Genomic DNA, 11,718 nt, shown 5'->3' with positions numbered 1-11,718 from the left:
GCAGGCCGGATTATTCCGGCTTGCCCTTTTCCCAAGTCACATCGCCTCTGTAGAGCGGCACGGTCGAGAGTGACGTCTTGGCCGAACCATCCTGCACCTGAGTGGCATGGGCGAGATAAAGCAACGTATTGTTCTGCTTGTCGTAAATGCGGGTGATGGCCAGCTTCTTCCAGATCAGGCTGGTGCGCTCGGAAAAGACCCTTTCGCCCTTCTGGCCAAGTTCGATATCACCGATAGAAATCGGTCCGGTCTGTTCGCAGGAAATCGACGCATTGGACGGGTCTTCAAACCACTTTCCCTTTTGCAGCCGGTCGATCATGCTGCGCGAGAAGGATGCGAGATGACAGGTCACGCCCTTGACCTTCGGATCGGGCACCGCGTCGATGACGATATCGTTGCCCACCCAGTCCACGCCAACCTTGCCGACCTGTTCGGCAGTCGCCGGCAAGACCGACATGGCAAGAAGAGCGAAAGCGGCGAAAGTCTGCTTCATCATGTTCTCCCTGAAAACCTGTGAGGAGAAGTGGCGCGGCTGACCCGTCTTTGCAAGAGCCTACTGAAAAACACCCGTCTGCAAACGGCTACTCCCACTTGTCGAGGAAGTCGCCAATCGCCATGGTTTGAATATCGGGCACAGCCTCAAACAGCTTTTCGACCGGCCAGTCCCACCAGCAAAGTTTCAGTAGGCGTTCGGCAGTGGCATCGTCGAAACGCTTGCGAATAGGTTTGGCCGGCACCCCGCCGACCACCGTATAGGGCGCCACATCCTTCGTCACGACCGCATTTGCGCCGATCACCGCCCCATGGCCGACCGTCACGCCCGGCGTGATAACCGCGCCGTGGCCGATCCAGACATCATTGCCGATCACCACACGTTTTGCCTGACGGCGCGCGCGAAACTCACCATCTACCCCCAAATAGCGAAAATATTCGTTGGGACGATAGCTCAGCTTATGCGTGGTCAGCCGTTCCATCGGATGGTCCAGCGCATTGATCCGCACATTGGCCGCGATGGAGCAAAACTTGCCGATCTCGGCATAAATGCCTTCGCCATTGCGCTCGAAATAGGTGAAATCGCCGACCGTCACTTCGCGCAGAATGACCCGCTCGCCAATATCGGCATAGCGTCCGAGCTTCGAGGATTTGAGCTGCGCCGTCGAATGAATACGCGGCTCGCTGTTCTGGAAACGAAGGTCGTCGGAATTGGCCATCAAAGATCTCAAGGTTGCTTAACAGCGACTAAGCCGCCTGCTGCGAACTCTGTTCGCTCGATAAGTATGCCTTGATAGCATCCGGCAGCACATCGTCAAACTTTGCGATCAGCGACGCATGAATTTGCGCCTGAAACTCCGGCTCAAACCGCTCGAAGCCCTGCACGCAACCGAACGGGGCGGAACCGTTGCGGATCTTGTTCAGTTCTTCAATCCAGTGCTTGGCTTGCACGAAATCGAGATAAGCCAGTTCCCGCGCCGGGTAGACAGGGGCTTGATGCTGCGTGATTTCCAAATGGTTTGCGAGTGAAACCGTGTTGAACTGTTCGATATTGCGATAGCGGAACCCCACCTGCCGATGCAGAACATCGGGACGTTGGGCAAAGAACGAGGCCAGCGTACTGCGTCTCAGCGGATGCGGGTGGTGATGGATACTCAGAAACCTGTTCTTCACCCCGGCAGCAACAGCGCCTTTCCATTGCGCAAGGCGGAATTTGGGGAACGTATATTCGTACCGGGAAATTTTCCCGAGAAAGCGCCGCAGCTTGTATTTCAAACGGGAATTTTCCGGCCGCACCCAGTCGCCATGCAATCTGGGACGTCCGTTTTCATATAAGTCTGTCACGTCCAAGGGGGCATTCAGAAAGAAATCATCGTTGGAATAGATGAAATGTTCCGCCAGTCCGGGAATGCGCCATACCGCGCCCTCGATGGCTCTCGCATTGAAGGATGGACGCGCCGCGGGCAGTCCTTTGAAAATATCGTCATGCGAGACAATCTGAATGAAGGACGGATCGCACTTGCCCTCCGCCGCGAAAGCATCCAGCAGCTGCGGCTTCTGGTTATCTGTGATGATGAAAATACGCCGTATGAACGGCGCGAACTTAATCACCGAGGCGATATTGTAATAGATTTCACCATTGTCGAAATAGCGCTCGCTGGTTACCGCCTCGAAATGGGTCTTTTCAGAATCTGGCGCAAATCGCTGCCGAGAGGCCTTGTGCGCCGGGTCTTGTCCATCCACCCAGGCGATTACGTAATCGATTTCCAATGCTGCTCTCTTGAAGTATTACAGTTTTGCTACCGAGATATAACAACGCATCGGTCCTTACCCAAGGAAAGATCGCATTTTGCCGATCAACTTTGGTTGTCCCGCAAAACAGAACGAGCGAACAAAAATTTCAGAAATTATTGAAAATTGGAAAAAGAACCGTAGATTAGGCCCACTTAGAAGTGCGTGATTGTAGAGCGTGAAGGCGCGTTCAAAAATGCAAGGTTCATCGGACATGAAAAAATTCCTGCCCATCTTCATCGTTGCCTTCATCGTCGTGATTGTCGGGGCTGCTGGTTTCAACATGTTTCGTGATCGAGAGGCGGCGAAGGAACCCTTCGGCGGACCGCTTAATCTCGTCACGATGGATGGACAGCCATTTACCGAAAAAGACCTTCGGGCCACGCCTTCGGTCATTTTCTTCGGCTTCACCCATTGCCCGGATGTCTGCCCCACGACGCTTTACGAGCTTGACGGCTGGTTGAACCAGCTGGGCGCTGAAGGTCAGGACCTCAAGGCCTATTTCATCACCGTCGATCCTGAGCGCGACACGCAGGACATCATGAAAACCTATGTGGGCAATGTCTCAAAGCGCATCGTCGGCATTACCGGCACGCCGGAAAATATCGCCGATATGGTCAAGTCCTACCACATCTATGCCAAGAAGGTTCCGGGCGAAGACGGCGAATACAGCATGGATCACACGGCCTCTGTCTTCCTGCTCGACAAAGGCGGGCGGTTCCGCAGCACCATCGCCTATCAGGAAAACCCGGATACGGCACTGGAAAAGTTGAAGAATCTGGCAAAAGGCGCAACAAACGGGTAAGTAAAGTCTCCAGAACTTTTAGAGAGCTTTTTACCTCATGGCCCAGTCACGACTTTTCTTTTCGGCGAACAAGGCGGAAGCCGAGCGCGTTTACAATATTCTCGAACAGGCTTTCGAGGATGACGGCTTTCCCATCGCCATCACCGAAATCGATGAAGACCGGCAGATTTTCGAGGTCTCGGTCTATGTCGAGGACGGTGCCGAAGAGGTCGCGGCCCGTGCGGACACACTGATTGGCGCCGACAAGTTCGAAACCGAGGAACTGCCGGATATCGATTGGGTTACCCATTCGCTCGAAGGCTTGAAGCCGGTTCGCGCCGGGCGTTTCTTCGTCCATGGCTCGCATGACCGCGACAAGATCGAGCCGAACGATATTCCAATCGAGATCGATGCGGGTCTTGCCTTCGGTACGGGCCATCATGGCACGACGGCTGGCTGCCTCGAACTGATCGAGGACGTGGTTGAGAGCGAACATCCGACCAATGCGCTCGATCTTGGAACCGGCAGCGCCGTGCTGGCCATCGCCATCGCCAAGCTCGCGCCGATCCCGGTCCTTGCGACCGACATCGACCCCATCGCCGTCACCGTCGCGGCAGAAAACGCCGCCAAGAATGGCGTTGCCGAGCACGTCATCACGGCAACCGCGGAAGGTTTCGACCATTCGATCTTCCGGTCCTATACGCCTTTCGATCTGATCGTCGCGAATATCCTCGCCAATCCGCTGATCGAACTTGCGCCCTCGTTGAAGCAGCATCTGGCTCCCAGCGGTTCGATTATCCTCTCCGGCATTCTGGACAGCCAGCATGATGCGGTGCTCGCCGCCTATCAGGCGCAGGGCCTGACGCACCAAAAGACGCTGCATCGCGAAGGCTGGGTGGCGATCCATCTGAAATAACGCGATCCGGAAACGCTTATCTTTCATCTGTTGCGAGTTAGACCCATGGCTTTTCAGACCTTTGACGTCACCACCAACCCGGCCAATGGCGCGCCCCGCGTGGCGAAGCTGCGCGAGAAAATGGCGGCGCTCAGCCTCGATGGTTTTCTGGTGCCCCGCGCCGACGAGCATCAGGGCGAATATGTGCCGCCCCATGCGCAGCGCCTTGCCTGGCTGACCGGTTTCACCGGCTCGGCAGGTGCGGCTCTCATCCTGAAGAAATCGGCCTATATCTTCATCGATGGGCGTTATGAATTGCAGGTGCGCGCGCAGACCGACCCGGAAGTCTTTTCCTATGAAAGCCTCGTCAGCACCCCGCCTTCCGTCTGGCTGGCTGAGAATGGCAAGGGCCTGACCATCGGCTTCGATCCATGGCTTCACACCATTTCCGAGGCCCATGCGCTTCGCGAGGCGCTTGAAAAGCAGGGGGGCACGCTGGTGCCGGTCGAAACCAATCTGGTCGATGCGATCTGGGACGATCAGCCAGCCGCACCGGCCGCCGCCGTGACCATTCAGCCCGCACGTTTTGCCGGTCATGAGGCCAAGGACAAGATCAGGGACATGCAGAAGGCAGTCGCTGCCAGCGGCGCCACCGCCACCGTGCTGACCGATCCGTCATCCGTCGCGTGGGTGTTCAACATTCGCGGCAAGGATGTTTCCAACACGCCCTTGCCCTTGAGCTTCGCCATCATTCCGGCCAAGGGCGAACCGGAAATCTTCATCGACGAAGCCAAGCTCGCCATCGAGCCCCGCGCCTATCTCACCCAGCTTGCCAAGCTGTCGGCTCCCAGCAATCTGGAAGGCCATCTCAGCGCACGCGCTGCAAAGGGTGAAACCATTCTGCTCGACCCGGCGCTCGCGGCAGAAAAACTGCGCCTGATCGTCACCGGCGCGGGCGGCTCCGTGATCGACGGCAAGGACCCTGCCCGCATTCCACGCGCGGTGAAGAACAAGGCCGAGCTTGACGGTTCGCGCGCCGCGCATGAACGCGACGGCGTGGCCATGGTCAATTTCCTATCCTGGGTCGATGCGCAAAAGCCGGGCACCGTGGATGAAATCGGCGCAGCCCAAAAGCTGGAAGAAGCGCGGGCCAGCGCCGGACGCGATTTCCAGATGCCGCTCGAAGACGTGTCCTTCGACACGATTTCCGGTGCCGGCCCCAACGGTGCGGTGATCCATTACCGCGTCAACACGGATACCAATCGCATTCTACAGGATGGCGAACTTTATCTGGTCGATTCCGGCGCGCAATATCGTGACGGCACCACCGATATCACCCGCACCGTTCCGGTGGGCAGAGTAGCGTCTGAAACCGTCAAGGCTTTCACACTCGTGTTGAAAGGCGTGATTGCGATCAGCACGGCGCGCTTCCCGGTGGGTACGCGCGGACAGGATATCGATGTTCTTGCGCGTATCGCGCTGTGGAAACACGGCTTCGATTATGCGCATGGCACTGGCCATGGCGTGGGCGCTTATCTTTCGGTGCATGAAGGACCACAGCGGATCGCCAAAACCGGTTCGCAGGAACTTCTGCCGGGCATGATCCTCTCCAACGAACCGGGCTATTACAAGCCAGGCTCATTCGGCATCCGCATCGAAAATCTCATCATCGTCACCGAACCGGAAATTCCGGAAGGCGGCGATATTCCGATGATGGGCTTCGAAACGCTGACCTTCTGCCCCATTGACCGTCGTCTGATCGACAAGTCACTCTTGACGCAGGAAGAGCTGGACTGGCTCAACAATTACCACGCCAGCGTGCGCGCAAAGCTGTCCGGTCATCTGAAGGATGCCGAGCGCAAGTGGCTGGAAACGGCAACGGCCCCGCTATAAGCTCAAATCGGGCAAAAGTGGCGCAGCGCGATCAACAGCGCTGCGCCTGCAAAAAACATCGATAGCATGCTGATCCGCAAGGACAGGAAGCCGCAAACGACGAGCACGAGCAGCTCCCGCCAGCCATGATCCGAGGCAGGCGCGGCGACAATCGCCGTCAGAACCGCCGCAGGCACGGCATTCAGCGCCGCCTCCACACGATAATGCAGGCGCTCGAAGCGCGACAGAACCAGATGCCCGCCAATACGGGTCAGATAGGTGAAGAAGGCCGCAACAATGATGATCCAGGTCGTGGTGTCCATAGGCGTCACACCTTCACATTGTGTGGCTTGGCAAGAGCCGCCGCCAGAACCACGCCGCCAGCGGCTCCAAGTGTCACATGCCAGGGCGAACCAACGAATTTATAGGCGGCAATGGCAGAAATCGCGCTGACGACAACCACCGGCCACCAATGCCTGCGATGACGAAAGCTCATCACCATCCCGAGGAAATAGATCGGTAGCAGGAAATCGACGCCAATCGCATAAGGGTTGGAGATCAGGTCGCCAAACATGGCGCCGATCCAGGCTTCCAGAACCCAGCAGATATAACAAGTCAGCCCCAGTCCCATATACCAGGAAAAGGTGATCTTCTTGCCCGCTTCGCTGCGAATCTCGACCTCCGCATATTGCGGATCGACCAGCACGAAAAAGGCGACTGCTTTCTGCAAGAATGAGAAGTGGCGGATACGCCGCCCCACTGTCGCCGAATAGAGCACATTGCGGAAATTGACCGCAAAAATGGAGAGAACGATCATCCAGGGCGCGATATTCTGGCCGAACAGGTCAAGGCCAACCATCTGGCTTGCCCCTGCGTAGAGCGACGCGCTCATGAATACCGCTTCGCCGACCGAAAGGCCGTGATCGAGAGCAACCGCACCGAACAACACCCCGAAAGGTGAGCCTGCCACGACAATCGGGACGGCACGTTTTGCGCCCTCGACAAACTCGCTGCTCGCAGAGGCCTTAGCAGGCCTGAAACCCTGGTCCACGGAATCCCCTCCTCCAGACGAGCAGTCATTAGGCAATTCCATGACTCGTTGGAATAGGTTACCCGCAAAAATCATACAAATAGAGGAACTGCGGTCAGTTTATCTGACGCGCGCAACATTTAGGCATCACTCATGCAGATAATTGATATGAGGATCAATCCGGCTGATCTGGCGGCAGTGTGCCTTCAATCTTTCTGATCCAGTCGACCAGAGGGCGCGCGCGCTCGACAAAATCAACCAGCCGATCCGCAAGCGCTGCCTCCGTAATACTATCCGGATCGATTTCCATGCGCACCGCGAAATGACGGTTGCGGATAGCCTCGACCAGATCCGCGTCGGTCACGCTTTCGAAGCCGCGCGGCGTGCGCTTCAGACGATCATTGTCGCTGATCTGCAAACCGTTCTTCTTCAGCTTTGCCACCATGGCGCGATATTCGTCCGGTTTCTCCGCGATGGCTTTGCGGATGGCCAGCAGGAGCTTCGGTTTCGGCCCCCACCAGGCCACCCCGGCATAGCAATCGCGCACGCCCGGCAGCCCGATGCAGACATAGAAACAGCCGCTTTCGTCCCATTTAGTGCCGGAGCGTGAAAGCAGCGCCGAGAGGTGCCGGTTATAGGGCGCTTTATCTTTGGAGAAACGCGTATCGCGCTTGATGCGGAACTGCGATTTCACGCGATCACCCTTGAAGCCTAGCCCCGCTTTTTCAAAGCGGGCGCTCAGCTCTTCAACCAGATCGCCAAGCGGCTCTTTCAGGTGCTCTTCGAAGAGTTCCTTGTTCTCCACAAACCATTCCCGGTTCTGGTGGAAATCGAGCGCCTTCAAAAATGGAATAGCCTTGTCGCCAAAACCCTTGAACGGTGCCATTCGATCAACCCTCCCCGACGAGCGTAAACCAGGCATCTTCATCGATCACTTCGATGCCAAGCTCGGCAGCCTTCGCGAGCTTCGAGCCCGCTCCCGGACCAGCCACCACCAGATCGGTTTTCTTGGAGACGGAACCGGCGGTCTTCGCGCCATAGCGTTCCGCCATGGCCTTGGCCTCATCGCGCGACATGCGTTCGAGACTACCGGTGAACACCACCGTCTTGCCTTCCACCGGTGAGCCGGTGGCGACACGCGGTGCTTCGTCCAGCGGGGTCACTTCCGCCAGAAGTGCGGCCAGCACCTCGCGATTATGTGGTTCGCTATAAAAATCGACCACCGCTTCCGCGACGATGGAACCGATGCCCTCGACGGCCAGCATATCCTGCCAGGCATCATTGCCCTTGTCGGTGCGGTCGCCGCCTTTCGGCGGAACGGCTTCATGCGCTGCCTTTTCAAACGCAGCATAGGACAGATAAGCCCGCGCAAAGCGCTTGGCGTTGACTTCGCCGACATGACGGATGCCGAGGCCAAACAGGAAGCGGCTCAGCGCGATTTCGCGCCGGTCATTGATCGCGTCATAGAGCTTCTTGACCGAAGTTGCGCCAAAGCCTTCAATGTTTTCGAGCTTCTTTAATGGAGATGCCGCCTGTCGCTTTTGCAGCGTGAAAATATCGGCAGGCGATTTGATCTTCAGACTTTCATCATCCGCATGGAAGAAAAACTCGACCTGCTTTTCGCCCAGACCCTCAATGTCGAAGGCATTGCGCGACACGAAATGGCGAATGCGCTCGACCGCCTGCGCGGCGCAGGTTAGTCCGCCCGTGCAACGATAGACGGCTTCACCCTCCTCACGCACCGCATGACTGCCGCAAACCGGGCACTGATGCGGGAAGAAAAACGGCACCGCATCCGCCGGGCGCTTTTCCAGCACCACATCGACGATCTGCGGAATGACATCGCCAGCACGCTGCACGATCACCGTATCGCCAATGCGAATATCGCGCCCTTCGCGAATAGGCTCGCCCTTCTGACCGATGCCCTTGATATAATCCTCATTGTGCAGCGTGGCATTGGTCACCACCACGCCGCCGACGGTGATCGGCTCCAGACGCGCCACGGGCGTCATCGCGCCAGTGCGCCCGACCTGAATATCGATGCCGCGCAGGATGGTGGTCGCCTGTTCCGCAGGGAACTTGTGCGCAATCGCCCAGCGCGGGCTGCGCGAGCGGAAACCGAGCCGCGTCTGCAGATCGAGCCGGTCGACCTTATAGACCACGCCATCGATATCGTAATCGAGATTGGGGCGCTCCAGACCAATGGCGCGGTAATGGGCGATCAGTTCATCGACACTCGAGAGGCGCTTCATCAGCGGATTGACGGGGAAACCCCAACTGCGGAAGGCCTCGACCATGCCAAGCTGCGTATCGGCTGGCATGTCCGACATTTCCCCCCAGGCATAAGCGAAGAAGCGGAGCTTGCGGCTTGCCGTGACCTTAGCGTCAAGCTGGCGCAGCGAGCCCGCCGCCGTGTTGCGCGGGTTTACATAGGTCTGCTTGCCTTCCGCTTCCATCTGGGCGTTGAGCGCCAGAAAGTCGCTCTTGGCCATATAGACCTCGCCGCGCACTTCCACCACCGAAGGCGCGCCTGCCGGAAGCCGGTTCGGGATTTCGCCGATGGTGCGGATATTGGCGGTCACGTTTTCGCCCGTCGTGCCGTCGCCGCGCGTTGCGCCGCTGACCAGCACACCCTTTTCATAGCGGATCGACATGGAAAGGCCGTCGATCTTCGGCTCGGCGGGAAAAACGATGGAATTGTCCGGCAATTGCCCCAGAAAGCGATAGACACTGCCGACGAAATCGCGCACGTCCTCATCGGAAAAGGCGTTGTCGAGCGACAGCATGGGCCGCGAATGGACAATCGGCGCGAAAGTCGCCAGCAGTGGTGCTGCACCCACCCGGCGCGAGGGGCTGTCATCGCGCACCAATTTCGGGAAACGCGCCTCTATCGCCTCGTTGCGCCGCTTGAGGGCGTCATAGTCCGCATCCGAAATCTCCGGCCTGTCATTGGCATGATAAAGCTCATCATGATGAGCAATCTCACGCGCCAGTCGCTCCAGTTCGGCAGCGGCTTCAAGGGCGGTCAGTTTTTCAACGGGCGTCTCGGACATATGCGACAAGCATCCTGGCTATCTGAATCGAGCTGAAACATATCCAAGAAAAGTCATTTAGCCTACAGCCGCCTGACTTTACGAACAGAGGATACTGTCAGAGAGCTGTCAGGAGGCCAGAGCGCTGTTTTCCGCCAGCAGACGTTCCGCCGCCGCGCGCGCCTCATCGGTGATGCTGGCACCGGCGAGCATACGGGCGATTTCTTCCTGCCGCTCATCGACGCCGATAGACCGGATCGATGTCGACATGCGGTCTTCATGGGTCGCGGATTTGGCGATGAGGAAATGCGTCGATGCGCGGGCCGCCACCTGCGGCGCATGGGTAACGGACAGCACCTGCACCCGCGACGACAGCCGCGCCAGACGCTGGCCAATAGCATCCGCCACGGCACCGCCCACCCCGGTATCGATTTCGTCGAAAACCAGCGTCGGCGCAGAACCGCGATCCGCTAGCGCCACTTTTAGCGCCAGAAGAAAACGCGACAGCTCACCGCCGGAAGCGACCTTCATCATCGGACCGGCGCGTGTACCCGGATTGGTGCGCACCCAATATTCCACCGTGTCGATGCCTTCGGCGGCGCGCGCCTGCGGGTCGGTGATCATCTCGACGAGGAATTCGGCGCGTTCCAGCTTAAGCGCTGGAAGCTCGGCCATGACGGCCGCTTTCAGATGCTCCGCCGTCTCCTTGCGTCGGGCGGACAGTTCAGCCGCAGCGGCGTCATAAGCGGCGCGTGTGTCGCTCGCCTGCGCTTCAAGCTGCACCAGTTTTTCCGCGCCCGCATCCAGCTCGGCAAGATCGGCGTCCATCTTGTCGCGCAGCGCGGGCAAGCCCTCCACCGCCACCGAATATTTGCGCGCCGCCGCACGCAGCGCGAACAGGCGCTCTTCCACCTGCTCCAGCACGCGCGGATCGAAATCGATCTCCCGCATGGCGTGATCGATGCCGTCCTGCGCCAGCGCGAGACTGTTCAATGCTTCATCGATGGCTTTGCAGACAGGCTCAAGCAGATGCGGGGCTTCCGGAATTTTACGCTCCAGACGGCGCACCAGACTTGCAAGCGTCGGCACCGGCGAACCATTGCCCGAGAGAAGTTCGCCCGCTTCATTCACATCACCGGCGATCTTTTCAGATTTCATCATCACCGCACGGCGCTCGGCGAGCTCGTCTTCCTCGCCGGGCTGCGGATCGAGCTTGGTCAGTTCATCCACGGAAGAGCGCAGATAATCGCCCTCGCGCTCGGCGGCTTCCACGCGGGCGCGATGACGCGACAAAGCAGTTTCCGCATCGCGCCACGCCTTGTGCCGTTCGCGCACCACCGCAGCTTCCGCATCAAGACCGCCGAAAGCATCCAGCAAAGTGCGGTGCAGATCGGTATCGATCAGCGCGCGATCATCGTGCTGGCCGTGGATTTCCACCAGCCTGCGGCCCAGATCGCGCAACAGCGCAACGCTTGCCGCCTGATCGTTGATGAAAACGCGCGTGCGCCCATCGCCCATCTGGAGACGACGCAGGATGACATCGCCGTCATCGTCAAAACCATTTTCGCGAAGGAAAAGGCGGGCCGGATGACCACCCGGCACATCGAATACCGCCGTCACCTGCCCCTGGTCCGCACCATGGCGAACCAGCGAAGCGTCGCCACGCGCACCCAGCGCCAGCGACAGCGAATCGAGCAGGATGGATTTACCGGCGCCGGTCTCGCCCGTGAGCACGGACAAGCCGGTCTTGAACTCGATGTCGAGCCTTTCAATCAGGACAATATCGCGGATCGAGAGGTGCGACAGCATGTCGGGCTCAAAC

The 11,718-nt window shown here is 58.5% G+C and carries 11 protein-coding genes; 3 read left to right on the top strand and 8 right to left on the bottom strand.

Going from position 1 to position 11,718, the window contains the following annotated elements; translation table 11 throughout:
• Positions 1–10: 10 nt before the first annotated feature.
• From JAU75_RS00140 to JAU75_RS00130, 3 genes are all read right to left on the bottom strand, one after another.
• Complete coding sequence (locus JAU75_RS00140; RefSeq protein ID WP_199053635.1) at positions 11–493, bottom strand: CreA family protein; 483 nt, start codon at positions 491–493, stop codon at positions 11–13.
• An 88-nt stretch (positions 494–581) separates the two neighbouring features.
• Entirely contained in the window at positions 582–1,211 is a 630-nt protein-coding gene (locus JAU75_RS00135; protein ID WP_199053634.1) for a DapH/DapD/GlmU-related protein, read from the bottom strand.
• Between the two features lie 28 nt (positions 1,212–1,239).
• Complete coding sequence (locus JAU75_RS00130; RefSeq protein WP_199053633.1) at positions 1,240–2,262, bottom strand: Stealth CR1 domain-containing protein; 1,023 nt, start codon at positions 2,260–2,262, stop codon at positions 1,240–1,242.
• 235 nt (positions 2,263–2,497) lie between these two features.
• Between JAU75_RS00130 and JAU75_RS00125 the strand changes: the two genes are divergently transcribed.
• From JAU75_RS00125 to JAU75_RS00115, 3 genes are read left to right on the top strand one after another with little or no spacing between them, the layout of a single operon-like run.
• Positions 2,498–3,088 (top strand): SCO family protein, encoded by a 591-nt coding sequence (locus JAU75_RS00125; RefSeq protein ID WP_199053632.1) that lies wholly within the window; start codon positions 2,498–2,500, stop codon positions 3,086–3,088.
• A gap of 37 nt (positions 3,089–3,125) precedes the next feature.
• On the top strand, positions 3,126–3,983 hold the full coding sequence (locus JAU75_RS00120; RefSeq protein ID WP_199053631.1) for a 50S ribosomal protein L11 methyltransferase: 858 nt from the start codon (positions 3,126–3,128) through the stop codon (positions 3,981–3,983).
• A 45-nt stretch (positions 3,984–4,028) separates the two neighbouring features.
• The gene (locus tag JAU75_RS00115) at positions 4,029–5,855 is read left to right on the top strand and encodes an aminopeptidase P family protein (RefSeq protein WP_199053630.1); all 1,827 of its coding nucleotides are present in this window, start codon (positions 4,029–4,031) and stop codon (positions 5,853–5,855) included.
• A 2-nt stretch (positions 5,856–5,857) separates the two neighbouring features.
• On the opposite strand, the gene JAU75_RS00110 is transcribed toward JAU75_RS00115, so the two are convergent.
• The 5 genes from JAU75_RS00110 to recN all read right to left on the bottom strand — a co-directional run bounded on the left by JAU75_RS00110 (position 5,858) and on the right by recN (position 11,705).
• Positions 5,858–6,157 (bottom strand): AzlD family protein, encoded by a 300-nt coding sequence (locus JAU75_RS00110; protein WP_199053628.1) that lies wholly within the window; start codon positions 6,155–6,157, stop codon positions 5,858–5,860.
• Positions 6,158–6,162: 5 nt separating this feature from the next.
• Positions 6,163–6,885, bottom strand: coding sequence for an AzlC family ABC transporter permease (locus JAU75_RS00105; RefSeq protein WP_371836091.1), 723 nt, complete (start codon positions 6,883–6,885; stop codon positions 6,163–6,165).
• 154 nt (positions 6,886–7,039) lie between these two features.
• Positions 7,040–7,750 carry a TIGR02453 family protein gene (locus JAU75_RS00100; protein WP_199053616.1) on the bottom strand — a complete coding sequence of 237 codons (711 nt, stop codon included), beginning with the start codon at positions 7,748–7,750 and terminating at the stop codon, positions 7,040–7,042.
• Positions 7,751–7,754: 4 nt separating this feature from the next.
• Entirely contained in the window at positions 7,755–9,917 is a 2,163-nt protein-coding gene (gene ligA, locus JAU75_RS00095; protein ID WP_199053614.1) for an NAD-dependent DNA ligase LigA, read from the bottom strand.
• A gap of 108 nt (positions 9,918–10,025) precedes the next feature.
• The gene (recN, locus tag JAU75_RS00090) at positions 10,026–11,705 is read right to left on the bottom strand and encodes a DNA repair protein RecN (RefSeq protein WP_199053612.1); all 1,680 of its coding nucleotides are present in this window, start codon (positions 11,703–11,705) and stop codon (positions 10,026–10,028) included.
• Positions 11,706–11,718: the final 13 nt, after the last annotated feature.

Source organism: Ochrobactrum sp. Q0168, assembly GCF_016427605.1.
Taxonomy (GTDB): Bacteria; Pseudomonadota; Alphaproteobacteria; order Rhizobiales; family Rhizobiaceae; genus Brucella.
Note: the sequence above shows the minus strand (reverse complement) of the source record. Positions and strands in the feature narration are given on the sequence as shown.

Excerpts from the sequence above, each read along its gene's own strand:
- recN (WP_199053612.1), bottom strand. The coding sequence starts at position 11,705 with ATGCTGTCGCACCTCTCGATCCGCGATATTGTCCTGATTGAAAGGCTC.
- JAU75_RS00120 (WP_199053631.1), top strand. The coding sequence starts at position 3,126 with ATGGCCCAGTCACGACTTTTCTTTTCGGCGAACAAGGCGGAAGCCGAG.
- JAU75_RS00110 (WP_199053628.1), bottom strand. The coding sequence starts at position 6,157 with ATGGACACCACGACCTGGATCATCATTGTTGCGGCCTTCTTCACCTAT.
- ligA (WP_199053614.1), bottom strand. The coding sequence starts at position 9,917 with ATGTCCGAGACGCCCGTTGAAAAACTGACCGCCCTTGAAGCCGCTGCC.
- JAU75_RS00100 (WP_199053616.1), bottom strand. The coding sequence starts at position 7,750 with ATGGCACCGTTCAAGGGTTTTGGCGACAAGGCTATTCCATTTTTGAAG.
- JAU75_RS00135 (WP_199053634.1), bottom strand. The coding sequence starts at position 1,211 with ATGGCCAATTCCGACGACCTTCGTTTCCAGAACAGCGAGCCGCGTATT.
- JAU75_RS00140 (WP_199053635.1), bottom strand. The coding sequence starts at position 493 with ATGAAGCAGACTTTCGCCGCTTTCGCTCTTCTTGCCATGTCGGTCTTG.
- JAU75_RS00125 (WP_199053632.1), top strand. The coding sequence starts at position 2,498 with ATGAAAAAATTCCTGCCCATCTTCATCGTTGCCTTCATCGTCGTGATT.
- JAU75_RS00115 (WP_199053630.1), top strand. The coding sequence starts at position 4,029 with ATGGCTTTTCAGACCTTTGACGTCACCACCAACCCGGCCAATGGCGCG.